Genomic DNA, 25715 nt, shown 5'->3' on the forward strand with positions numbered 1-25715 from the left:
AACCGGATGGAACGTGGCATAGTGGGACGGACTTCCGCGGGTGGGGCGTGAACCGACGGCATTCGGGATCCGTCTGTATCCGAGCGAGCAAAAACTTTCCATTCCGATTCGATTCTTCCAATCGACACTGCCAATTTGGCGTGTCATCGGCGGGAAAACGTGTTTCGAAATGCATCTTGGCGATTTTAGCGATGGACCGGAAATCCGTGCGGTCGAACCTAGAACGTGAACTTTCCAGCAGAGGACGTGCGAGGTGTCCATTGCAGCGTGACTAAATCTTAAGTCGCTGCAATTTCCACCATTTCCCCACTCGACAGCCTCCCGATCTGACGCCGATCTGACGCCAGTCGCAACGATGAGCCACGAGTCCGAGAAAGATGTTTGCAACACTTGCGACTTGCTCAAGCGGCCGCGTCATCGGCATTACAACGGCTGAACCACAGAGCCTGCACCGATGAGCACAACTTTTTCTTGCGGGGGGGGGGAATTTATCAGTAAGTGCCCTCCGCAATTCCCTTGTCGATTTCGCCTTTCACGATCTCGTCGATTCGAATATCGTCGAATTGCTGCTGGGGAATCTTCGCACGATCGGCAACAAGGCGGGCACGCTCTACACAATCGGCAACCTTCTCTGTCGTCAAAGGTTGCATCAAGTGACGGCCAAACGGACCATCATCAGCAACATGAACGGGACCAAGCACATCTTCGAAGTCGAACGAGGTTGAATCAGCAAGCTCGGCTGAACGGCGAAGACGCGACAAATGCAACAGGGCGTTCACTTTCTCTTCGCCTGCCCAATGTTTGTTCACAAACGATTCGACCGCCGAAATTTCGCCCCACTGTAAAACGGGCACTCGTTGCAACCGCTGCATCACACCGGCCGCCTGCCAATTCTCATGCTCACCCCGCTCGAGCTCGTTGGCAAAGTCGCCGAGCTCATCGACGAGTGCCTCTTTCTCGTCTGGCAGAATTCGGCTCTGCTCGATGGACGGGATGAAGCTTCCTCGAAGCGTTCGGACCGCCAACTCGCTCCGTTTTTGAAATAAGAACCATGTCGAAACGCCACAGGTGATAAAGCCTGCAATCGCCATCAATAAAGTCGCTGCCAAGATCGCTGGCATCCATCCCGGCCCGGAATCTTGTTCCGAGCCAGACCTGTCCGGAGCCTTCTCTAATTCTTCTGGCTTCTCTGACTCTGGCTTCTCTGACTCTGGCTCATCTGATTCTGGCATCTCTGAGTCTGCGGTGGGGCGATTGGACATCCTAGGGGCTCAGAAAGCGTGAAGGGAAACGTTCAGATATTCAGTTCGATTTTCAAAATTTTGAACTTCATTTTTCCCGCTGGCGCTTCAATCTCGGCCGTTTCTCCGACCTTCTTGCCGATCAAACCTTGACCAAACGGACTCGTCACCAAAATCTTGCCCGAATCGTAGTCCTCGTCTCCAGCACCGACCAACGTGAATTGCTCTTCATCGCCGTATGCCAAATCTTCGACCGTAACGGTGCATCCGAATACCACTTCATCCTTGGGCAATTGCGAAGGATCGATGATCGACGCGCGAGCGATCTTGTCCTTCAGCTCGTTGACCTTCGCCATCGTCATCCCCTGGTTTTCTCGCTGGGCATGGTACTCGGCGTTTTCTTTCAAGTCTCCTTCAGCGCGCGCCTCGGCGATCTTGTCGGTGATCACCGGCAACACTTCTTGTTCGAGTCGTTTGATTTCGGCTTTAATCTTGTTGTATCCCTCCCGTGTCATCGGCACTGATTCAACCATGGTAGGAATTCCCCGTCTTGCGAATGTAGTGAAGCGTTTTCGACTCAATCTATAACAAAAAAGAAAACCTTTCCCGCCATTGGGTGGGAAAGGCTTTCGTTGTGCAATCTTGCTTATATTGTCGCGTCTGACGCGGCGATGTCAATCCTGGATGGTGCTAATCCGTGACGACCGAAGTTCAGTAAACGAAGAGATTTGCATCGGCCGGATTCTGCATCATGCATTTCGCAGCACAGCCCGATGCATTTAGGAGCACAGCCCGATGCATTTAGGAGCACAACTTGGTCATCCGCCAATCTGCCGATCCGCTGAGGCAAACTCGAATTTAGAGCTGACTCGAATTCGGCATTCTGTCAACCACATTGCCCTTCATGGCAAACGATTCGATTGCCGTCTTCGTCTTCTAATTGAAGAAAACCTGGCGAGCGTCCCGATTGCAATCCACGGAACTCAGCTCCGAGGGTTCTCTCTAGAGATCTTGAATGCCGGTACTTTCTCCACCCGTATTTCGGCCACCCGAACTCGCATCGCTGCTGACATCGTCATCCACATCGCGATACTCCACCGGTGTCTCACCAGGTTCACCTTCAAACGGAACACCAATTTCTTCATCAAGCCATCGGCCTAAATCAATCAACTGACAACGATTGGAACAGAATGGCGGCGTCACGGTTTCTTCAAAGCGAAACGCCACCCCGCAAGTTGGACAAACCAACTTGGAAGTTGAAAAAGGATCCGGTCGAGAATTGTCTTTCATTGCGTTATGTGCCACAGAGGATTTTGGCGTCGCGGGGAATTTTGGTGTCACAGGGAATTTGCGAACTCCCGTCAATGTACCACCGACGTTCCGTATACCAAGAGGGAGACTTTGACATTGGCCGCTGCAAATGGAGTGACGCATTGCAAGATCCTCTTTCGCAGTACCGGTTCGCCACCCAAATGCTTGGTATACTGATTGCACATAGCGTTAACATCTCGTCGCAAACTCTTCCGTCGTGGTTCGCCCATGAGTATCGTATCAACGCCGCCTCGTATGATGGTTTCACGTATGATGGTTCCACGTTTGCTATCGATCGCCATCGTTTGCACGACATTGGCTTTCATGTTACTTGGATCCGACATATCAGCGGAGGAACCACAATCAAAAGAAGTCCAATACAGCCCCGAAGTTGTCGCCAAAGCCAATGCGATTCTCGAATCAGCGAACCTCCGCCGCAGTGGCAAGACGATCCAAGCGACCGAGTCTTTGGAAATTTCGAGAAACCTCACAACGCTCTCGCGGACACAACGTGAATTACGTCTGCTTCAAAAATCGCTCCAAGCAGCCGAAGCAAGGTTCATTGCGAACCGTCGTCAATTACAGGTCCTCACCGCCCAAGTCGGCGAATTTAGCATCCAACTTGCTCGCGTTGCGGGCGTCAATCCATCGGCAAACAATCGGCTTGTCGGCCTAATCGAAGCGACGCGAGCGCAGATCGTGGCTAAGAATGCGGATCGAGAACGACTCAAAACACAACTCGATACTGAACGTGCGAAAGTGACAACGGCTGAAACCGCTTATGCCGAGACCGTGTTAGCGATTCGCGAAGATTTCAATAGGTTGGAAAAGAACGTATCGGAGTCTTTACAAGAAAACGAAATGCAGATTGCGATGCGCGTGATGGCAACCAACTTTGAAACTCCAAAGGACATATCGGCACCAACCATTCTAAAATCGCTTGAGAAAAGACTTGAAAAAATCGAGCAGGAAATATTCCGCGAATTGATTCCCTTGGAAGTCTCACCCGGTGGTTCGCTCAGGCTTGACGTGGTCATTGGTAAGAAGCCAGTCAAAATGATTCTTGATAGCGGCGCATCAATGGTCATCCTGCCCGCCGAAACAGCCAACGCACTAGGAGTCGAAGTTCCACCGGATAGTCGAAGGATGAATCTCGTGTTAGCGGACGGACGAACAATTCCAGCCCGATCAGTGATTTTGCCGCGAATGCGTATTGGTGATTTTGAAGCCGAAGAGATTGAAGCCGCCGTGATGGCACCTGTGGCGATCAAGGCCGAACCGCTATTGGGGATGAGTTTCCTGAGCCACTTCAAATTCGAGATCAACGCAAACGAAAAAACACTTTCGCTTCTGCGAGTCACTACCGATTAGCCGAATAATAGCTGAAAAAAATAGCCACCGAGTAGTCGCCGAGTAGTCGCCGCAACGAAGCACGATTCGTTGGCGGCATTCACTTTGCAACGGCGTCCCACCACCACCTCCGGTTCGATGACGGGCTGATCATCAACTGGGGCAAGTCATTTGCCAGTGTCGGATACGATTCCAGGGGACCTCTGACGGTGCCATTGGTCTCCACCCAAACGCCGCCGCTGGCCACCAGAATGTGATGCCGTTTTCGACCGTGTCTAACGTTGTGCAGCACCGCAATGCTATCGACCGACTTCGGCACTGGATCCGATGTCACAAAAAATCCTGCCATGTCAGCGACAGATTGCAGCAGTGCTCGACTCGACGAATCCGCCGCGAATCGCTCGCAAATTTCAGCAATGGCGGCGGTTCGATAAACCGACTCCATCGCTCCATAGATCGGGTATTTGGACCGAATCCGACTGAAGTGAGCATTGAATTCCGCAACGAAATCCACCGTGCGAGGATCATCGGCGACGCGAGCACGTCCTTGGGCGGTTTCAAGTTCATTTTGGCCACTGAGCACAATTGGCCGACCACTCAGACGAAAGACGTTAGATCCCTTATCGGCTTGCACTTTTTGCGGTTGCGGTCGGAACCACAACCGGATCATCACTTCCGAGGGCGGACCTTGTGCAATCCAATTATCAATTTGATCAAGATAGTTGGGAACCCCCTCGGGCATCTCCGCATGCCCAAGGGCTAGACGTTTCATATGCCGATCAGCCTCAATCATGATCATCGCAAGTTGCGTCTGGCTCTCGATTCCAAAAACCTTCACGTCCTGTTTCCCCAGTGCATCGGCAAGTGCCAATGCACCAGCGGTGACCGGCAATCGATCACTTTGGATTTCGATAGCCGTCTTGGCAGCGCGAGCCAATCCGTCCGGGGTCGGATCGATCGTGCATCCAAAGGGCCGAGAAGAAAGGGCCGATTCACATGCTGTCACAAGAAAGTCAAACCGCAGCGGATGCATCCCCGACTTTTGATCCACATACCAACCTTTGGACAAAGCAATTCCGCCAACTTCGCCAGCGATCAAAACATCATCCTTGGTTCGTACCAAATGACTCACCTCGCTTATCCCCGCCATCTGAACCATACTGTCGTCGATCGGTTGCCCCAACATTTGTCGTCGAACGATGTCATCTCGTAATCGCCGTAGTGACACAACTCTCCGCCTTGATGGTCGCCGCCATTGATCAGGCCCAGGCACGGCGTCTTGCGCGAACGGTGTGGTTTCTCCAAAAAGCAAAATTCCCATTTCGCGTTTTGCATCGACCGTCGGCAACACTTCGACTTCACGAACGGTTCCATCGGTATCAACCACAATCCCCTGCGGGTAAGGGGCCATCGTGCTAGCACCGCCGAGGCTTTCCCATGCTTCTGGGGCCACAGTACTTTGAATCAATTCCATCAGTGAAGTGAAGTCGGCCATACTGCCTCCGCCTTGGGCTGTACCGCCGTTTCCAACGGGTTCGTTGCCCGCACCTTGCGATTCATGCGTCACTTTACTCAGTGCAATCCGGCGATATTTGGTCGACTCAATATCGCGAAGAGTCTCGGCCGCCTCGGTCAAGTCTCCATTTTCGATCTGTGAAAGCGTGACCCACGCGAATGCGGCATCACGAACCGATATCGGCAACTGATCGACAGCGTTGATCGCCGCCGGGTAGTCGCCCAAGGCAACGAGTTGTTCAAAGTCTTCGACCGTCTTAGCCGACAACACCACTCCATCGGCCGATGCCGTGGAACATGCCGTCATGACTCCATAGGCCACTGCAATAACGCAAAACCAGCGAATAAATTTCATCGCAATGATCCCCTGAATTGAAGGAAAAACCTATTTTTACCAAACCTAACCACGTCGACTCGCCGCAGGCTACACACTTGCAATGTATACGCGAAGTCACTGTTCGGCTAACTCGCTTAGCCAGAGATCGGAAAAGTAAACCAACGGTGGCTGGGCCCGCACATCCGTTCCGCCCGGCGTTACCAAGCGAATCGCATCCCCTTGCCCAACTTCGTCGATCCTCAGCGTCCCGACCAATTTTTCTTCCAGAAAAACATACCAATCAGCCTTCTGGTATTCGATGTCCACCACGACAAAACGATCGTGCATTGCCTCGGGCGCGGCAAGCTGAACAAACTTGTCGAACGTCCCAAAGTCAGAACGCTTATGGCCCAGCAAAATCTCATTGTCGGTAAACCGCAAACACCCTCGAACGTCATTGGCGTTGACCGAGTCCAATGCGAAATCAATATCGACCACTCCCGAACCTGATTGAGGCCATAAGAACAAACTGATTCGATGAGGCCCCGTCTGCGAAATTCGACGAGTGATCGCGGTTCGCTTGGATGTTGACGCGATCGCATTTGACGAATCGGGCGCTACGACTGTATTCCAAGCCCCAATCATTGTACCGTCGGTCGACCAACCGCCCAAAGTGATACCATCAAAAAGGGGCGTTGATCGCAAAACGCGAGTGTACACCCTCGGTCCTCGCATTGGTTTCGCATTGGAAACAAACGCAAAACCACCCAATAAAATGATCACAGCCAGCGACGCAATTGCGATCCACCCCTTTGAATGGCTACCAGTGGAGTTATCACGAGCACTCGCCACAGACATTTCCGTATGCGGCATCTCCATCGTTTGCGTTAACGCATCACTCGTCGAATCATCCGGGGGAAGGAGATCGGCGGACTTGCCGAGAGCGACCGGTGAATGGCTTGACGCCCCAGAATCAATATCGCTCAGCCGATCGATCTGCTGCAATAGTTCCTCATAACTGCCCGGCCGCTTGTCGCGTTTGGGAGCCATCATACGAAGCAGCAACCGCATTTGATCTTCAGGAATTTGCACCGGCAAGCTCGACCGGTCAACAACCAACGGTTTCGATTTCAAAACGCTAAGTGCAGCCAAACTCTTGGCTCGCAGCGGTGGCGCCCCAAAAAGTAAATGCCACGCGGTGGCGCCGAGGGCATAGACGTCGGACCTGAAATCGACTGCTTCATGACTGAATTGTTCCGGTGACATGTAAGCGGGGCTACCGATAATTTTATCCGCGGTAGTCAACTTCATTTCGTCAGCATGGTCGTTGGCAAAAACCGCTAATCCGAAATCAGCGATTTTCACCACTTCCATATCGCTTGCCATCACCGATCCTTCCGGCGGAGGCAGCAAAATCAAATTCGCAGGCTTGATGTCGCGGTGAATCAAATCGTGGTGACGTGCATGCAACAAACCCGACGCGACTTGCCGAACAATCATCCACACCTTTGCTGGCGCCAGTACCGTTTCGCGTGTTACTGCTTCTTCACATGTGCGTCCCTTGACGAACTCCATCGCAAAAAAATACCGTCCCTCATGTTTGCCAAAATTCAATGCCTGGACAATGTTGGGATGCTGCAATCGGGCCAGCGCCTTGGCTTCTCGCTCAAAGCGGGCCGCGTTGGTTGGGTGAGTCGCGCTGCCAACCAGGATCGTTTTCAAAGCGACGATTCGATCTAAATCAATTTGCCGAGCGACGTAGACAACCCCCATGCCGCCACGTCCGACAACGGACAGAATCTCGTAGCCCGGAACCACATTTTTCGGATGCAGAAGGGATTCAACGATGTCAATGTCTGCTGGTGAAAGCACCCCATGACGGACTGCGGTTTGACCAATCCAACTCCCTTGTTCCGTCGCACTCGATTGCAACATTCCAGCCGTTTTCGTGTCCAACAGTTTCTGCTGAAGACAGATTTCAATGAACTGATTGTCACGATTTTCGACTTGGTCGTCCGATTGGTGCTCCGCTGGCATCGACATTATTGCCCCAGTTGCCCCAGTTGTTCCAACACCGAATCAACCGTCGGGCGATCAGCAATCGATTCACCGACGTACGCAAAACGAACTCGGCCCTCTCGGTCAACAATGTAGGTCGCGGGTTTGGCCAATTGCGAACGAATCCCCAATTGGTCGACTCCGGTCAGGTTGATGTCCAACAGCATCGGGTAGGGAACCGCTTCATTGGAAATTGGTTCTTTCTTGATACTTTTGGCCAAATCATCCAAATGCGTTGCATCCTGTTCGGATTCAACCGGAAAAACGACAACCAACTGAGCATCATATGGAGCCAGCTCGTCAAACCGACGCGCCCACCGTGATGTCTGTGAGGCACAGTAAAAGCAAACGCCATTGTTCCAGCCGCGAGTGATCACCAAGACAAGGTACTTTTGGGTCATCAGGTCGGCGAGCTTGACTTCATCACCGCTTTTATCTGTGAACGTCAACGTCGAAAAATCCTCGATCGTAATCGGCTGAGACTTTGTGACCTCGGTAAACACAACCCCATCATCAGGGAGCCGACTGCATCCAACGCAAGTGCCAAGCAGGCCCAGCCAAGCCGAAGCAGCGAGAAAAGTATTGCACTGAAAACGATTAACCATCACGTGGCGATCTCCTAATGGTTCAAAACCAAATTGTAGCGTAAAGTCCAACAGACGGTTTGTTCACCTCTGATCGGCTGAAAAAAATACTTGCACTGGACTCACTTAAATTGGCTCGACACAGTGCCAACAAACCTAAGTTTCAAATCAACAACGAGGCTTTTTGCGAACCAACTTAAAGGAACGATGGTTGGCATTGACGCCCGAAACAAGCACGATTCCCGACTAAAAAAAAACGGCACTGGCCCGAATGGCACGAACTTCGTGAGCCGACGGCACTAGCTGCGGGGTTTTGTGGGACGTGTTTATCCGAAATCGCGAGACTGGCTGTGATCGGTTCGCACACTCCTTCATCATTTGCCAGAGAAATCGCATCACTTGCCAGAGAAATCGCATCACTTGCCAGAGAAATTTCATCACTTGCCAGAGAAATGGTTGTCTAGCGATCATAAACGAACATCGCATCGCCAAACTCCCTCCCCGATTGTTCGCTCAAACGCACCGCAGTCAACTTCCTTTTCCAAAACGATTCACTTGGCATTTTCACTGGTTCGTAACCGCCATCGTGCAGTCTTAGTCGCCATTGCCCAGTTGACGTGATAAACTAAGTCTGCGTGCCACAACAACACACGTGCTACAACAACATACGCACTCGTCATTTTTACGCGAGAGTTACTTTCAATCGTTGCGTTTCATGCCGAGAAAAACACATAGTGATACTCAACCAATCAAGCAGGCTGCTTGGTTCGAGACGACGCACTGGAGCCTCGTGCTCAAAGCTGGCCACGATTCTTCGCCCGATTCGGACGATGCGTTAGCAAGGCTATGTGAAGTGTACTGGTATCCCCTCTATGCCTACGTCCGAAAACGCGTCGGTACGGTTCATGACGCTCAGGATCTAACGCAGGCCTTCTTCGCTCGCTTGATTGAAAAGGGCTTTTTGCACGATGTGGACAAATCATGTGGCAAGTTTCGCTCGTTCCTATTGGCGTCCATCAAGCACTTCATCGCCAATGAGCACAAACGTGATCGGGCGGAAAAACGAGGTGGTGGGCGACAAAACTTGTCACTCGATTTCGTGCCTCTCGATTTTGAGGACGCGGAACGACGTTATTGTATCGAACCGATCGACACAATGACGCCGGAGCTTTTGTATGAACGTCGATGGGCGCTCACCTTACTTGATCAAGTGATTAGTCGTCTGGAGCAAGAATTTGAAAAAAGTGGCAAGTCCGTATGGTTCGCCGCGCTAAAACCACTGCTCACAGCCGCTCCGGACGCACCTTCGCATCGAGAGGCGGCAAACCAATTGGGCAGCACCGAAGCGGCGGTGAAGGCCGCTGCCCACCGCTTGCGGCGGCGCTGCCGAACCGTCCTCCGCGAAGAGATTGCACAAACAGTGACGGCCCCCGACCAGATTGAGGAAGAAATCCAGGAGCTGTTTCAGTCTGTTAGCAGTGAATTTTTTCCATGATTTTTCGCAACCTAATCCAAAAAAATCGTCTGTAAGGAGTAGAAACCAATCGCACGGCTCCTATCGGATCAACGCTCATGTCTCCATCAACCCAATGCCCAAATTGCGGACGCATGCTTCCGCCCGACGCCCCAGGAGGCATCTGTCCCACCTGTTTATTGGCTGCCATGGCGAGCGATTCTATCGACGACGCTTCCGAGGAACCAAGATTAGCGAATCAAGAACCTGACCTCGATGCCACAACTAGTTATGGCCACTCGGGCGGCAACCAACCCTCAGGCTACTCGGGCGGCAACCAACCCTCAGGCCACTTGGGCGACCTGCAGCCTGGCCAACAATTCGGTGATTATCTGATCGTCCAGAGGCTTGGACGAGGCGGCATGGGTACGGTCTACGAGGCTGAGCACCTTGAGGGCGGTCGTCGAGTTGCCCTCAAAATCCTGAGACACTCGTTTAATTCGCCTGAAACCCGCGAGCGGTTTCTTCGCGAGGGTCGATTGGCAGCATCGATCAATCACCCCAACAGCGTCTATGTTTACGGAACGGAAGAAATCGACGGTACGCCTGCGATTAGCATGGAATTAGTACCAGGTGGAACGCTTGAACAACGAGTCCGCCACCACGGACCGTTACCGATCCCCAAAGCCGTTGACGCGATCCTCGAAGTCATCGCGGGTCTCGAAGCGGCACAAGCAGTGGGCGTTCTACACCGTGACGTCAAACCAGCAAATTGTTTTTTTACACCCGAAGGCACGATCAAGGTCGGTGATTTTGGGTTGTCCATTTCGACGGCACCACGCACGCAAACGAAAATCACTAGCGAGGGAACATTTCTAGGCACCCCCGCTTTCGCTTCGCCGGAACAGCTCCGCGGTGACGAGTTGGACATTCGTTCGGACATCTACTCGGTCGGTGTCACACTGTACTATTTGCTAACCGGTCGCACCCCGTTTGAAAGCCGACATCTCGTTCAATTCCTAGCAACGGTGCTCGAGTCTCCGGCGCCGTCGCCTCGCACGCTCCGTGACGCGATCCCCAAAGAACTTGACCGAATTGTATTGCGTTGCCTGGAAAAGCAGCCCAACGCTCGCTATGCCACTTACGATGACCTGCGAGCGGCCCTACTTCCCTATAGTTCGACCGCTCCGAAAGCCGCCACATTAGGTCTACGAGTCGTCGCCAATTTTGTCGACGGCTCGATTTGGATGATCCTATTCCTTACATGTGCGCTTCTTTGGTTTGGCGATCTTGCCGAGATTCCGATACCTGACCCAGCCGAGGACCGTCACTTCCTGCCATGGTATCTGATCAACAACACACTGATCGCTCTCTATTACGCCATCCCAGAAGGAATCTGGGGGAAGACACTGGGCAAGAAACTGTTCCGATTGCGCGTGGTTGATGCTGGCGGTGACATTCCTGGATTTCCCAAGGCGATTGTTCGCGCCCTGATTTGGGCCATGTTCCCGCAACTTATCTACGTGCTGTACGTTGGCTGTATGCGACTTGGATTTGTCAGTAGCGAACGTCTCTTGCTAACACAACTGATGGGAATGTCGGTCTATTTGATGATCATCATTTTGTTTTCGACAGCTCGTCGATGCAACGGTTTCGCTGGTCTTCATGACTTGGCAACGGGTCTTCGTGTCGTCGCCACATCCTCCTATCAGCCGCGTCCTGTGACTCATCTTCCCGTTAGCGTTCTTCCTAATCCGGAATCGATGCCGCGAATTGGTTCCTACTATGTGCTGGATCTTCTGAGCAAGAACGAGCAGACCGAGTTTTTCGCTGGCTACGACGCGCAGCTTTTGCGACGTGTTTGGATTCGAAAGTCCGGAGCGTCGACTCCGCCGGTAACCAAAGCAGTTCGCAACGCGGGGCGTCCCGGTCGAGTTCGCTGGCTAGGCGGTAAACGTGGGGCCGATGAAAACTGGGATGCTTACGAATTCCTCAGTGGTCAATCCCTCGTGGATCTTGTGAATCAACCTCAGCCGTGGGAACTGGTTCGCTACTGGTTGGTCGATCTGTCGGAAGAGCTGAACGCTGCTCTGCAGGACGCTACTCTTCCGAAGGTCCTCGATTTGGACCGCGTCTGGATTACCGCGGAAAACCAAGCCAAGCTACTAGATTTTGAAGCACCATCAGTCAAACGGCAAAGTCGAGATTCCGATAGCTGCGTCTGCGGCAAAACACCATTTGAAACAGCACGACTATTCCTTCATCAAGTGGCCATCGCGGCCTTGGAAGGGCGTGAGGTCTCGTCCACCGAGGCCGAGGCATCGCGAATATCCGTACCGATTCCGTTGCACGCCCGAAACGTTCTGGACAATTTACTGACTTGCAATGATCCGTCGCTGTGTGCCGATGCGTTCAAGCAATTGCCGCAGAAGCTTCCGACCATCTCACGTCTTCGTCGATGCGGCTTGCTCTTGGGATCGCTTTCGCTACCTATCGTATACTTCTTTTTCGCCCTGATTTTTTTCTCAAGCAGCGCCAAATGGTTGGAGCAGCATCCAGACATCCTCGTGCTGAGGCACTGCCTGTTCCGACTGCAACTCCTCGAGGCAACGAAAAACTTGGATGAAAAACAGCAAGTCGAAAAGCGAGATTTGGGAATCTACGTCGCCGCTAACTTTCGAGATATGCTGCTCGATAAACAGATGATGTCTAGCGCGACGACGCGCGGCATCCTCATTCCTGCTCAAATTACGATTGCCGAAGATACCGTTGCGAACTTTTCTACCGTTGCACCAGAGGAGATCGACGCGTCAAGCAATCGGCTAGGTGAGTTCGTCACGCAAGATCTACACCCAATGTTGAACGTCTTGCCCGAGGGCACTTCGGTCTTTTTCTTTTTGACCTTCATGTGCTATGGCGGTCTCCTCTGGGTGATCATGCCTAGCCTCCTATTCGCCCTGCTGTTCCGCGGCGGGTTCCTTATTCATACGCTTGGAATTGCCTTTGTGACTTCGAAAGGCGTTCGGGCTTCGCGACTGCGGACACTTTGGCGAGCGTGTATTGCGTGGTTGCCTGCCTTTTTGTTTCCCATCGTTGTCATCGGACTAAAACCCGTGGCCGATTCGACTCTACCAGGCGGCGACACCAGTTTAGTGTTGATGATCCTCGCAGTAATCGCGTTCGTGGTGATTTGGTTTGGATTGCGACCTCCACGCAGTCTGCAAGATCGGCTTGCAGGAACATTCATGGTTCCACGGTAAATCAGAGCAAAAGCGTTTGTGACGCAAGGCACAGGCTAGTCAGCCGGCCGTGTCCTTGGTCCGGTCAACACCAAACGATTGCTCTCACGCAATACGGTGACTTGTATCGATTTACGAGCCGCTGCCGACACTTGCATGACCAATTGCTTAGCGATAAAATAGTCCTTTTGGGGCATGCCGACACCCCGCTGCAATCAACCGCTTTTGAAAAGCAACCAAAATGCCAAACATCGCTAAATTCACGACAGCCGTATTTGCCTTGGTTTTGTTGTCACTCACATCCACCCAAGCCATAGCAGATTGGAATTGCGTTTGTGGGACAACCGTCCACGTCAACTATCCGACAACGTGTCCGGTTTGCTCACGCAGTCTCCCCAATCAACCATCACCAACGCCTCCACCCTATACGCCACCCTACACTCCGCCCGGAGCCCCGGACTCAAGTGGTGTGACTCTTGGCGTCAAAATTTATAACGCTGGTCCGCGAGTGATGGTGCAAAGCGTCATGCCAAACACGCCTGCACAGGGCCTTCTGTTCCCCAACGACCAGCTCGTCAAAGGTGCATTTCGTGACGCACAGAGCGGCCAAGTTCAGCGTGTACAAATCTATTCGCCCAGCGACGTAACTCGCTTAAAGACGCTTGCAGGCGCAGGCCAACGTGTTGCATTACAGGTGTTTCGCCCAACCACGGGGACTCGAAACTTCTTCGTCAACTTTGCGGCCCCAGGAGGAGCACCAGTAACACGTACCTACCAAGTCCAAGTCAACGGGCACACGGAGACTCGCACTCGATCGGTAAGTCAATCAGCCGCCGCCGCAACGATCACAGAGGATTCGACGGGAGAGGCAGCGGCCTTACTTGGTGGCGGCGGTCCCGGTGGCAATGCACCGATTCTTGATCACCAAGGACCAAACCAACCGCCTAGCCAGGGCGGCGTTCTACCACCGAGCCAGGGCGGTATTGGAGAAAGCGCGGCCGATTTGCTCAATGGAAACTGACGCGATAACAAGAAACTGCAAAGAACGCATCTTCAGGTGACGAAAGAACACTGGAGAATGCCAAACCAAGTAAAGGCATCCATACCAGAACCGGCGAAACAGCCGTCACAGAGAAGTGCATTTTGTCTATAAGAAAACCGTCGTGCCTAAATTTGGCACGACGGTTTTTTCAGTAGCGGCAGAGGGACTCGAACCCCCGACACGCGGATTATGATTCCGCTGCTCTAACCAACTGAGCTATGCCGCCGAATGGTGAAGTTCTTTCCGGACGATTCGCCGTCAGTGGGATCTTGCAATAACTGCGTTTGGCAGTGACCGAAAGACTCGACAATTCGAGGAATCGACTGGTTCAGGGCGAGAGTTTAGCGAAACGACCCAAGTCCGCCAAGAAGAGGCATAAACAAAAGCACTTGCATGGCAAAATTGTCCCATTTTCCTCGCAATAATCCGTGAAAACGCTTGCCGTAAACTGTGAAAGGGCATGATCTTGATGCCTTGCTCATGCCTACTGCGACAATGCGACCCATTCATTGCCGAAAATCACCCAAAAGCCGATCTTGAATTTTGGCACGTTTTTTGTTTATGGTCCAACTCTTGTCTAAGTCATCCCATTCGTCAATTCACCTGATCCCAGATCCGATGGGTCCCAGATCCGATGGGTCCCAGATCCGATGGGTCCCAGGTCCGATGGCGTTTCCGGATGATTGCCAACACTTTTCATAACGCTCACTTAAGTTGTTTCGATGGCTTGGATGCCCTCGAAACCCTCCAGTCGAGTCGCATAGGTCAATTGTAAATTGTTCCAATCGCATTGGTCATTTTTACAAATCTCCGACGCGTACCCTTGTCTAACACGATCGAAAATTCGTCTTATCTGAAAAAAGGAGAGTTCATGTACGGCACTCTTTTGGTTGCTGCTGGCGCGATCGGCTTGTCCGCCGCCGGTGCAGCCGAGTCTTGGTGGCACGAGCGGAATCTGCGTCGTATTCCAATCCGAATTCATGTCAACGGAACACGAGGCAAATCAAGCGTGACGCGGTTGATCGCCGCAGGGCTTCGTGCGGGTGGCATTCGCACATGCGCCAAAACCACCGGCACCGTTCCTCGCATGATTTTCCCCGACGGCAGCGAAGCGCCGGTGTTTCGCGCCTCGCGAGCCAACATCATGGAACAACGTCGCATCGTACACGCTGCGGCACAGCTCGGTGCCGATGCGTTGGTGATCGAGTGCATGGCTTTGCAACCAAGACTACAATCACTTTGCGAACTGAAGCTGGTTCAATCGACACACGGGGTAATCACCAACGCTCGCGCGGATCATTTGGATGTGATGGGACCGGATGTCGACGGCGTCGCACGGGCCTTGTCCGGCACCGTGCCCGTCAAAGGAATTGTTTACGAAGCAGAACAGCGAGACGGACCGAGATCGGTGATCGCTGCGGCTGCTCGCGATCGAGGCTCCAAGTTGGTTTCGATTCATGACGATGCCGTCGCCGACATCAGCTGGGAAGAACTTGGCCGATTCTCACATATAGAGCATCCCGACAACGTCGCCATCTCGCTCCGGATTTGCGCTGATCTTGGCGTCGACCGCGAAACCGCTTTGCGAGGGATGTGGGCGGCAGTCGCCGATCCCGGAGTGATGCGAATGTTCCACGTCGCCGAAGCGAACCAAGACATAACGTTTGTCAACGCGTTCGCTGCAAACGACCCTGAATCGACCGGACATAGTTGGAACACATTAGTGGCGAGATATGAGTCGGTCGAACGTCGAATCGCCCTATTCAACTGTCGTCAGGACCGCGCCGATCGATCCCTGCAATTGGCGGATGCGTGTGTGCGATGGCGACCAGCGGATCACTACGTACTATCGGGAACGGGCACTGAAATTTTCGCTCGCCGCGCAATGCAAAAGGGGATCTCGCCAGACCGTTTAACACGTGCCGAATCTGAACCCGCAGCAAAGCTGATCGATGTCCTTCGTCATCAATCGGGGCGTTCGTCCATGGTGATGGGGATGGGCAATATTGCTGGCCCAGGAATGGACCTACTGGACTACTTCCAACAAACCCAACTCGTTCAAGACGCACCAGCGAATCGATCGGCTGACCAAAATGACCTCGTTCTTCATGGAGCCGTGTAATGGATACTACACTTGTTGCCATCACCCTCGGATTGATCGTCAGTTTGGTTGTGACGGAAGTCTTAGGTCTAAGCGTCGGTGGAATGATCGTGCCTGGTTACATCGCGATGTCGCTGCATCAGCCAATGGCTGTCGTATTGACCGTGCTTGCTGCGGCAATCACGTGGGGGATCATTCGATGGGTATCGCGATACGCAATCGTATTCGGTCGCCGCCGAGTCGTGCTAACGGTGATAACTGGATTTGCGGTGGGCATGACTTTTCGGCTTCTTGCCAACGAGTTTGTTCTCCATATTGTGGAAACCTCTTCCGTGGCCGCGTCGTCTGTGGCCGCGTCGTCTGTGGCCGCGTCGTCTGTGGCCGGGCAAGTTGCATCCCCGATGGTGATGATTGGATTAATCATCCCGGGGCTGATTGCACTTTGGTTCGAACGCCAAGGGGTCATTGAGACGTTGTCGCCGATGCTTTCCGCAGCGGTACTGGTACGCTTGTCATTGATTTTGATTGGAATGGAGTCCCTCGCATGAGCACAAAACCGCTAACACAGAACAAGCATCAGCGAACACGATTCCAAGTGATGTATTGGCGTCCAAAGCAATTGTCTCGCGGATGGTTGCTCTTCACGATGATGTTTGCGGTTGGAGGACTGATCTTGGTTGAAAAATGCACTCGATCGATGACGCCTGAGAATGTCGAAACGATGACGTCTGCTGCAAGGAAAGCCCGCGAAGCGATGAGTTGGATTGGCCAAGTCCGCGCACAACAGGGACACCGTGTTATCGATAAACTGGATCCGCAAGGTTCGCATTTGATCGGGCCTTCCATGTCGATGGTAACGAGCAAACTTGGAGCGATCGAATCGAAGCAAACCTCGATCAATCCGAATTTTGCAGCCGTGGTCGTCCGGTGGTTGAGCGAGGCGGGAGTCAAACCGGGGGACCAAATCGCGATTGGCGCGAGCGGCTCATGGCCAGGACTGAATATCGCAGTCTACGCTGCGGCAGAAACCATGAAGCTTCGCCCAACGATCGTGTTGTCGGCGGCTTCAAGCCAATATGGGGCCAATTCACCCGAGATGATGTGGTTGGACATGGAACGTCACTTGGCCGAACGCGACATTATACCGTTTCGTGCCGCCGCCGCATCATTCGGTGGCTTGTACGATCATGCTTCGGGAATGACCGACGACACCAAGGCGATGCTCGCCGACGCGATCGATCGCAACGCCATCACTAGGATTCCTGGGCAAACACTACGCGATTCGATTCGCGAACGGATGGTTGTCTATGGCGACAAACCTTACGCTGCCTATATCAATGTCGGCGGGGGTTCGGCGTCGATCGGCGGGACGGCGGGGCAAGCGTGCTTGCCAGCGGGACTGCATCAACAGATTAGCGATTCACAGGCGATGCCTGACTGCGTCGCTGCTCGCATGATTGAACGAGGCATACCTGTAATCAACATGGCCGATGCCAAAGGAATCGCGAGCCAATATGCGATGCCGATTGCACCACCGGAGTTGCCACAAGTGGGCGAAGCAAGCCTCTTTGGCAAACTCACGTACCGCCGCTCACTAGCGGCCATCATGATGGTCGCGATTGGGGGCGTCTTGTCAATCACGGTCGCACCGGGGCGATGTTTGCGTTTTGCAAGAAGACTTCGAATGAAGGAACAAAACGAAACGCCATCGCAAGTCGAATGGATGGTTTGACGCGAGATACTGAAAAGACTCTGACAAACGTTGCTGATTCGAGTAACGTTTGCCACAGCGGTGACTTCACCTATTGACTGCGTCGTCTAGCGAGGGCAACTACCTCATTTGTTCTTGAACCCACGACGCCATTCTCTTTTCCAATAGCGACAAGGGGATCGAACCGGCCGACAGCATGCGGTCATGGAAAGCACGGATGTCGAATCGGTCGCCGAGCTTGCGTTCGGCTTGGCGACGTATTTCGCTGATTTTCAGTTCCCCAATTTTGTAACCCAACGCTTGCCCTGGCCACCCAATGTATCGGTCAACTTCTGCGACGACGTTGTGTTCGCTCAACGCAGTGTTGTCTCTCATATATTTGATCGCTCGCTGGCGAGTCCACCCTTGATAGTGAATCCCTGTGTCGACTACCAAACGACTCGCTCGCCATGCTTCCATGCTGAGGCGGCCAAAGTCTTGGTAGGGATCTTTGTAGAAGCCAATTTCTTTGGCTAGCCTTTCGCTATACAGCGCCCATCCTTCGATGAATGCTGTGAAATTGCTTTGGCGACTGATCGGATGCAAATCGTCAAGCTCGGCCTGTAATGCAAGTTGCAAATGGTGACCGGGAACCGCCTCATGGGCGGAGAGTGATTCAAGTGCATAAAGAGGACGAGCCGCGAGGTTATAGGTATTGATATAATAAAACCCGCCACGTGAACCATCGGTTTTGGGCGGCCAATAATAAGCCGACGTCGTTTGTGGCGCAACGTATTGAGGAACCTCTCTAATGCCGTACGGAATTCTCGGCAAACGCCCGAACAATTCCGGCAACCGGCCATCGGCCCGTTTCAAAATCAATGCGGCCTTTTGTAGTAATTCATCGGCGTTCTTTGCATAGAATTTTGGATCGGTCCGCAAATGTTCCATGAAAGCAGACAAGTCGTCTTCGAAACCGACCTTTTGACGAATCACTTCCATTTCCAATCGAATCCGCGCGTTCTCACGCAATCCTATTTCGTGAACTTCGTCTGGCGAGATGTCCAAGGTGGTGAAACGACGAGTCCGATCGCGATAAAATTCACGGCCATCTGGTAACGCTTCGGCACCGATACTGCCGCGACACGCCGGCACATATTCGTCGCGAAGAAACTCAGCAAATTTCTTATACGAGGGAACGACACTGTCTTGGATCGCTGACTCGATCTGTTGCGAAATCACTTTCCAAATTTCTGGGTCCAATTGGTCGATTGCCTCTTCACTGATTCCAGTGAACAGTAGCGAGTCTTTCGCGTCGTCAACAACGTGCGCCATCGCCTGGTCCACCGAATCCCGCATAATGATCGCCGGTTGAGTTAAACCAAGCTCGATCCCTTTTCGCATCAAGGCGATGTTTTGATCCGTGTAAACCGTAAAGGCTCTCAACCGACTGATGTAGTTGGCAAAATCGGCTTGAGAGCGAAGGCTCATGATCCGAGGCAGCTCAGGAAAACTAATATGAAAACCTTCGCGATTATTGATGGGAACTAAATACGTCTTGAACCGAGCGTCCGCTAACCGGTCCTCAAGCCGAAGACGCACAATTTCGTAGTCGACCCTCCGATTGGGGCTGAGCGATGCAGCATCGATTTGAAGAAGCTCTTTCAAGAAGGATTCCGTTTGCGCTAAGCGCCGTTCAATCGCTTCAAGGCTTTCGTCTGGCAGTAAGTCTTGTCCGCGTGGATCACCAACATCGGTTGCCATCAAAGGGAACGCGTCCAGTTCAAAATCCCAAATACGGTCGAGCAATTGAAGAATCGCGGTGTCGCGGTTTGCATCGTTTTCCTCCGCAGTAGCCGAACCACCAATGAGAGCGGCACCAAGAAGAAAACAGACAACAAGTGGGTATCGAAAGCGCAAGGGTTTGCCTAACATTTAGAGAACAAGACTAAAACAACTCGGAGACCATTAGATGAAACGTTTACGCTTGATTGTAGCCGCCGCTGCCATTTTTTTTGGGGTCAATGCAGGATATTCCCAGGAGACAGTTCTTGCTAGTAATACGGGTACTATCGCCGAACCCGCCACAAAGTCGGCCTTCGCTCGCTGGGAAAATGACATATCGCGTCTAGAAGCGTTGGATAAAACACTAGAACCCAACGAAGACGCGATCCTTTTCATCGGTAGTAGCAGTATTCGCCTATGGGATTCGATTGCGGAGGACATGGCACCTTACCGTGTGATCAAGCGAGGTTTTGGCGGTGCAAAGTACGATGATTTGGCATTCTTTTCCGAACGATTGATCGAGCCTCACGTTTATCGCGCGATGGTCGTATTTATTGCGAACGACGTCTCCGGAAGCCCGCAGGACCATTCACCCGAAGAGGTCAACCAATGGGCGCGTCAGGTGATTGCGGTTTCACATCAGCATCACAACGGAGCACCGGTTTTTCTGATCGAAGTCACGCCAACGGAGAGCCGTTTTTCGCATTGGGAGAAAACGCGAGCAATCAACGCGACCCTACGCGAAATCGCGCTGACCACGCCTGATACCTATTTCGTTCCGACCGCGGAACATTTCCTGACGTCGGAGGACCAACCCCGAAAGGATTTATTCCGCGATGACCGATTGCACCTCAGCGAAGCGGGCTACGACGTATGGGGAAAGCTCATCCGAAGTAGGTTGAACGATGTCCTTCGCCAGCAGAAATAGTGCACAGCCGAAACAGTGCACCGCCGAGTCCCAACGAGCCTCCTTTGAGCATTCATTTCAACAACGCCCCGGCGAACATCACCTCGCTCGCCAGAGCCTCGATGGGGATAGCCCCGACGGGAACAGCACGCCGTCGAGAGACGGCGGTGGCTCAATCAAGTGTTCAGAATGCTTTAGCTGAAACGATATTTCCCAGGCATCGCAACTGGCGGGATCGGGAAATCGCCAAGCTCATACGTCTTGGGTCCCAATCGCATTTCGGATTTTAATGCAGTCTCCCAATCAACGGGTTGGCCGCTGTAGCATGCTTCACGGCCCATAATGCCCGTCAAGGTCGCTTCGGCGATCGCTTGCGCTTCGTTAATCGGTTTACCCTCGCGAATGCTGGTAATCAAATCTTCGTGCTCCAAACGGTATGCACTGGCTTCCCGTTCACGGTAACGCCATTTTTCGCCATCGGACGGTTCGACATAATTGCTACAGTTACTTCGTCCGTTGGTTCCGACAACTTCTTCGCCGACGGTGTTTTTACATCCGTGGATTTGGCGTGCTTGACTAAACATCGAAACGCCATTTGGGTATTCAAACTCGACGGCGAAATGATCAAAAATGTGCCCGTGCACATCACCGACTCGAACTTGGCGTCCGCCTTGCCCTGATACCGCACGAATCGGATGACTCCCGAGAGTCCAATTCATCACGTCAAGGTTATGAACGTGTTGTTCGACGTAATGGTCACCGGACAACCATGTGAAATAGTTCCAATTTCGCATTTGCCATTCAATGTCGCTCCAACCATCTTGGCGGTTGATGACCCAAATTTGGCTTCCGTTCCAATAACACTTGGCGTACACGATGTCGCCAATCGCACCTTCGTGGATTCGGTTGATGGTTTCGCGGTAACTACGGTCGTGCCGTCGTTGAGTACCAGCGGCGATGCCTAAGCCTTTTTCCTTTGCCAATTCGCCAGCCGCCATCACCATGCGAACGCCGGGAGCGTCAACCGCAGCCGGCTTTTCCATGAACACGTGTTTGCCAGCTTCGATCGCTGCCTGCAAATGCATCGGACGAAAATGGGGCGGCGTTGCCAGAATAACGTAATTCACGTCGGAAACCGCCAACAATTTTTTGTAGGCATCAAATCCCGTGAAACAAAAGTCGGGCGAAATATCAATGTCAAGTTTTGCCATTTGAGCACGGCATCGCTCGAGTCGGTCGCCAAACATATCTGCTAAAGCGACAACCTTAATGCGTTTCTTTTCAACCTTTGCACCTTCGGCAACGTCTTCGGTATGGTATCCCGATTGGGGATAAATCACTTTGGCCGCTGCTCCTACTGCGTCTAGCAGCGCCCCGGTGCCTCGCCCGCCGCATCCAATCAAGCCAATTTTGATCTCACCTTCTTCACCCGCTGCATGAACCAAAGGGACATCCGCAAGCGCAGAAGCGGTCGCTAAACCGAGCGAGGTATTGCGAATGAAAGTGCGACGGGAGGAAACGGGGGGGGTTCTGTCTTGTTCGCTCATGTTTCTCAACTTGGTTTCCAATGAGGAGGGTGTGGTTGCGTGCCACACGAAGTTTGGATCAAGGAGGGGACGATCGCTATGGGGCAAATTGTCCCATCCCAACATAACTCAGGCTACTTGACGACCTTCGATCATAAACCGTTAATCAAGGCTGTCCATGAGGTGTTGGCCCGATAACGAGGCGTTGGCCCTGGAAAGCGACAAGAATTCTCAAAACGAACCTTGAGCCATCTGCCGATGGGGATGCCTGCTAGATGCTCTCGCCACCACAATTCGAGGCCACGAGACTGCGGCACTGAGAAAACCCGTATTCGGGAGTTGTTGCAGGAACCGGCCCGACGCCCAACAATAGATCCGTCAACCCTTCAATCGATTTCGGTTTGCAATACAGATAACCTTGCCCGAAATCACACTCCAAATCACGAAGCTGCTGCAACTGCTGAGGCGTTTCGATCCCCTCCGCAATCACTTTTGTATCGAGGTTATGCGCTAGCGTGATAATCGCATGGATAATCGATTCATAATCGTCCCCCGGCTTCATCGTTGAGACGAACGAACGATCAATTTTCAAGACATCAATTGGAAAACGATGAAGACAACTTAGCGATGAATGCCCCGTCCCAAAGTCATCCATGTGAATTTGAACTCCCAGTCGACTAATTCGATTGAGTCGTTCAACGATTTGTTCGGGGCTCTCCATAATCAGCGATTCGGTGATTTCCAAATTCAATAGCCGTGCTGGAACCTGATACTCCTGCAGCACATCTTCGAGCAGATCGACGAAATCGTGTTCGATGATTTGTCGCTTCGATACATTGACGCTGATGGGAATCGTGTTTTCGATTTCACCGTGCAAGTTCAATCGACAAATCGTGCGACAGGCTTCCTCGAGAATCCAGCGTCCAATCGCAACGATCAATCCGGTCTCTTCGGCGACTGGAACAAAATCGACGGGGCTAATCAATCCCTTGGTTGCATGATCCCACCGCACCAAGGATTCCAAGCCGTTGACCGCACCGCTGTACATGTCAAATATCGGCTGGTAAACCAATCGCAAGCCACCGTCTTTGATCACTGTCCGAAGCGCTTCCTCAAGCTCCAATCGCTTGGACATTTTTTCGTGCATTGCATGGTCAAACACCGCCAATCGTTGCTTGCCGCTAAATTTGGCTCGGTACATCGCCAAGTCCGCGTTCCGCATCAATTCTTCCGGAGTGGTCGCAGTTTCGCTACAAAACGCGATCCCCAAACTCGTCCCAAGCGTCAATTCATGCTCGAGAACCTGATAGGGATGACATAACAGGCTGCGAATTTCCTCGGCCAGCTCTATGATACTATCTTCATTATCGTTCCCGATAAGGAACACGACGAACTCATCACCGCCAAGTCGTGCCACCATACTTAGCATCAACTCGTCGTCAAGCAGACACGGTTCGTCTTCAAGCAGACACGGTGACGCTGCGGTTGCCTCTCGATTCACCTTGTCGACGACTGCCTGCAAACGCTCCGCGACTTGGATTAGCAATTCGTCGCCAATGGCATGTCCAAGACTGTCGTTAATCACCTTGAAGTTGTCGAGATCCAAAAAGATCAATGCATCGCAACACGCCGAGTCTACAGCGGATGCAAACCGTTCGGTGAGTACTCTCTTGAGAAAATTACGATTGGGCAATTTCGTCAAATGATCGTGCGTTGCAGCGTACTGTAACTCCGTTTCGGCTAATTTGCGACTGCCAATCTCTCTTTCGAGTTGTTCATTTGTCTCGCGTAGTCGTTCCAATTGCCGACGACTATCGGAAAGGGCGCGACGTTTGTGTGTCATCGCCATCGCCAACTGGAACACTTCCTCATTCGCAAAGGGTTTTTTCAGTAGCAACAAATTGTCGACATAGCCAAGTTGCTTGACGACAGACGACCAAGAGTATTCCGAAAAAGCGGGACACAGAACAACTTGCAGCAGCGGATCGATTTCCCAGAGTTTTGTGATTGTCTCGATCCCATCGATTCCCGGAGGCATTCGCAAATCAACGAACGCCATCTCGAAGGGATCGCCATAGCCAATGGCCTCGTGGGCAAGCTCAATCGCATGTTCGCCTTGCATGGCGTGGCATAATTCAAATTGATTGTTGATCGCGGATGAAAGATTCCCTCGGTGGCAATCGCTCCGCTCGCCAAATAACGCCGCCTCAAGCGTATCGAATTCGGCGTTTTGAGTTGACGATGACAAGATGGCCCGATAGGCGTCGTGGACGGACGATTGGTCATCGACCAACAAGATTTTGCACGGCTCGGTTGTATTGAGGACTCGCATCAGTAGACAAGCTCCTCAGCACGAACCCATGGCAACGACAAAGAGAACGTCGCACCTTTGTCGATTCCACCGCTAGCGACTTGCAGGGAACCATCCATCTCTTTTGCGGCCAAAGCGCAAAAATGCAACCCTTGCCCGTTTCCATCCGATTTCGTTGTGAAGCCACATGCAAAGACTTTGTGCAAATTCTCTTCGGTGATGCCACTACCACGGTCAATCACTTGGATCGTTACATGGGAATCCACAAGAGAACTGACTCGAACGCGGATTTGCCTTCTCGATGACTCAAGATTTCTGACCGCATCGCGAGCGTTGGCAATCAGGTTAATCAATATCTGCAACGTTTTCCCTTGGTCCAACATGACCGGTGGCAAATCCGATCTCTCAACAACAGCATGCACATTGGAACGCGCTAGCGAGGCCTGCAATATCTGAACGGCATCGCCGACAAGTCCCGAGAGATCGACCAACTGCATATCACTTTGATCGTTGCAAAGCCGCTGTTGAGCGTCAAGGATTTGGTTGATGTGGTGGATACCTGTCGCCATCGAACCAAGCGTGTCCTGCAATTCGGAATGTTCTTGATCCAAACGCTCCGACAATTTGCTAAGAAATCGTGGCAGTTGTTTCCCCCGCGAATCATTCTCAAGAAAATCGCCGAGTCGATCGTCATTATCCTGCAATAGATCGGCTGATTTCTTCAACGCCGGCAACCTCGAACCTTCCAATTGAGTTGACAAGGAAGACGTCAATACATTGATGTTGGTCATCACGTTGCCGATGTTATGCATCACACTGGTTGCTGTATCAGCCATCTCCGCTTGATGTGACAACACATGAATTCGGCTTGACAGTTTTGTCAAATGCCCCAGCACAATTCGATACACGAGGCCATAACAAATGACACCCACCGAGGCGACGACCAGAATATGATTCGCGGCTAAAGCAAACAAAGAGAATGTGGCGGGGGCAACCAACGACCCTTCCACACGCGACGACACGATTTGTGCTATCGAAGCGTGATCAAGGAATACGCATACTATCGCATTCATTGAAAAGACGAGGATCAGCGACATCGCGATCTTTCGTCGAAGGTTTTCCATCTGTATCCCCATGTTTTATAGTCCCAACGGCGTGGCACAACTGCGCCGGTGGATACCTACAGACACCCTTCACGACAAGAGACGTCTTGCGAAAGACTACATTGCAAACAGGAACTCCCCCCCCGAGATTGCTCGTTTCCATCGCCAATGGTGGCTTCCTCG

19 protein-coding genes and 1 tRNA gene are annotated in these 25715 nt (G+C 52.3%); 8 read left to right on the forward strand and 12 right to left on the reverse strand.

Features of this window, described 5'->3' with window-relative positions:
* Positions 1-491: 491 nt before the first annotated feature.
* From CA13_RS31280 to yacG, 3 genes are all read right to left on the reverse strand, one after another.
* The gene (locus CA13_RS31280; RefSeq protein WP_146404057.1) at positions 492-1262 is read right to left on the reverse strand and encodes a hypothetical protein; all 771 of its coding nucleotides are present in this window, start codon (positions 1260-1262) and stop codon (positions 492-494) included.
* Between the two features lie 32 nt (positions 1263-1294).
* Entirely contained in the window at positions 1295-1774 is a 480-nt protein-coding gene (gene greA, locus CA13_RS31285; RefSeq protein WP_146404058.1) for a transcription elongation factor GreA, read from the reverse strand.
* Between the two features lie 469 nt (positions 1775-2243).
* Positions 2244-2531: a DNA gyrase inhibitor YacG gene (yacG, locus tag CA13_RS31290; protein ID WP_146404059.1), complete on the reverse strand. Its 288-nt coding sequence runs from the start codon at positions 2529-2531 to the stop codon at positions 2244-2246.
* A gap of 249 nt (positions 2532-2780) precedes the next feature.
* On the opposite strand from yacG, the gene CA13_RS31295 reads away from it, so the two are divergent.
* The gene (locus CA13_RS31295) at positions 2781-3923 is read left to right on the forward strand and encodes a retropepsin-like aspartic protease family protein (protein ID WP_146404060.1); all 1143 of its coding nucleotides are present in this window, start codon (positions 2781-2783) and stop codon (positions 3921-3923) included.
* 79 nt (positions 3924-4002) lie between these two features.
* Here CA13_RS31295 and CA13_RS31300 read toward each other — a convergent pair whose 3' ends face one another.
* The 3 genes from CA13_RS31300 to CA13_RS31310 form a co-directional block, all read right to left on the reverse strand.
* On the reverse strand, positions 4003-5772 hold the full coding sequence (locus tag CA13_RS31300; protein ID WP_146404061.1) for a DUF1598 domain-containing protein: 1770 nt from the start codon (positions 5770-5772) through the stop codon (positions 4003-4005).
* A gap of 96 nt (positions 5773-5868) precedes the next feature.
* Positions 5869-7770, reverse strand: coding sequence for a serine/threonine-protein kinase (locus CA13_RS31305; RefSeq protein ID WP_419195211.1), 1902 nt, complete (start codon positions 7768-7770; stop codon positions 5869-5871).
* A gap of 5 nt (positions 7771-7775) precedes the next feature.
* On the reverse strand, positions 7776-8396 hold the full coding sequence (locus tag CA13_RS31310; protein WP_146404063.1) for a peroxiredoxin family protein: 621 nt from the start codon (positions 8394-8396) through the stop codon (positions 7776-7778).
* 694 nt (positions 8397-9090) lie between these two features.
* Between CA13_RS31310 and CA13_RS31315 the strand changes: the two genes are divergently transcribed.
* Both CA13_RS31315 and CA13_RS31320 read left to right on the forward strand, forming a co-directional pair.
* Complete coding sequence (locus CA13_RS31315; RefSeq protein ID WP_146404064.1) at positions 9091-9870, forward strand: RNA polymerase sigma factor; 780 nt, start codon at positions 9091-9093, stop codon at positions 9868-9870.
* A 77-nt stretch (positions 9871-9947) separates the two neighbouring features.
* On the forward strand, positions 9948-13088 hold the full coding sequence (locus tag CA13_RS31320) for a protein kinase domain-containing protein (RefSeq protein WP_146404065.1): 3141 nt from the start codon (positions 9948-9950) through the stop codon (positions 13086-13088).
* A gap of 35 nt (positions 13089-13123) precedes the next feature.
* Here the strand turns inward: CA13_RS31320 and CA13_RS35975 are convergent, their stop codons facing one another.
* Positions 13124-13264, reverse strand: a complete 141-nt coding sequence (locus CA13_RS35975; RefSeq protein ID WP_419195212.1) for a hypothetical protein — start codon at positions 13262-13264, stop codon at positions 13124-13126.
* Between the two features lie 44 nt (positions 13265-13308).
* Between CA13_RS35975 and CA13_RS31325 the strand changes: the two genes are divergently transcribed.
* Positions 13309-14088, forward strand: a complete 780-nt coding sequence (locus CA13_RS31325) for a hypothetical protein (protein WP_146404066.1) — start codon at positions 13309-13311, stop codon at positions 14086-14088.
* Between the two features lie 173 nt (positions 14089-14261).
* Here the strand turns inward: CA13_RS31325 and CA13_RS31330 are convergent.
* A tRNA-Met gene (locus CA13_RS31330) sits at positions 14262-14335 on the reverse strand.
* A gap of 645 nt (positions 14336-14980) precedes the next feature.
* Here CA13_RS31330 and pgsB point away from each other — a divergent pair.
* From pgsB to pgsW, 3 genes are read left to right on the forward strand one after another with little or no spacing between them, the layout of a single operon-like run.
* Complete coding sequence (pgsB, locus tag CA13_RS31335) at positions 14981-16231, forward strand: poly-gamma-glutamate synthase PgsB (protein WP_146404067.1); 1251 nt, start codon at positions 14981-14983, stop codon at positions 16229-16231.
* Positions 16231-16758, forward strand: a complete 528-nt coding sequence (gene pgsC / locus CA13_RS31340) for a poly-gamma-glutamate biosynthesis protein PgsC (protein ID WP_146404068.1) — start codon at positions 16231-16233, stop codon at positions 16756-16758. Before pgsB ends, pgsC begins: the two co-directional genes overlap by 1 nt.
* Complete coding sequence (gene pgsW, locus CA13_RS31345; protein WP_146404069.1) at positions 16755-17942, forward strand: poly-gamma-glutamate system protein; 1188 nt, start codon at positions 16755-16757, stop codon at positions 17940-17942. Before pgsC ends, pgsW begins: the two co-directional genes overlap by 4 nt.
* Positions 17943-18041: 99 nt before the next feature.
* Here the strand turns inward: pgsW and CA13_RS31350 are convergent, their stop codons facing one another.
* Entirely contained in the window at positions 18042-19820 is a 1779-nt protein-coding gene (locus tag CA13_RS31350; protein WP_419195213.1) for a DUF885 domain-containing protein, read from the reverse strand.
* 52 nt (positions 19821-19872) lie between these two features.
* Between CA13_RS31350 and CA13_RS31355 the strand changes: the two genes are divergently transcribed.
* The gene (locus CA13_RS31355; RefSeq protein WP_146404071.1) at positions 19873-20613 is read left to right on the forward strand and encodes a GDSL-type esterase/lipase family protein; all 741 of its coding nucleotides are present in this window, start codon (positions 19873-19875) and stop codon (positions 20611-20613) included.
* Positions 20614-20786: 173 nt separating this feature from the next.
* Here the strand turns inward: CA13_RS31355 and CA13_RS31360 are convergent, their stop codons facing one another.
* From CA13_RS31360 to CA13_RS31370, 3 genes are all read right to left on the reverse strand, one after another.
* Entirely contained in the window at positions 20787-22139 is a 1353-nt protein-coding gene (locus tag CA13_RS31360) for a Gfo/Idh/MocA family protein (RefSeq protein ID WP_146404072.1), read from the reverse strand.
* 250 nt (positions 22140-22389) lie between these two features.
* Entirely contained in the window at positions 22390-24450 is a 2061-nt protein-coding gene (locus CA13_RS31365; RefSeq protein ID WP_146404073.1) for a GGDEF/EAL domain-containing response regulator, read from the reverse strand.
* Complete coding sequence (locus CA13_RS31370) at positions 24450-25553, reverse strand: sensor histidine kinase (protein ID WP_419195214.1); 1104 nt, start codon at positions 25551-25553, stop codon at positions 24450-24452. The genes CA13_RS31365 and CA13_RS31370 overlap by 1 nt, the downstream gene beginning before the upstream one ends.
* Positions 25554-25715 lie beyond the last annotated feature (162 nt).

Source organism: Novipirellula herctigrandis (genome assembly GCA_007859835.1).
Classification (GTDB): Bacteria; Planctomycetota; Planctomycetia; order Pirellulales; family Pirellulaceae; genus Novipirellula_A; species Novipirellula_A herctigrandis.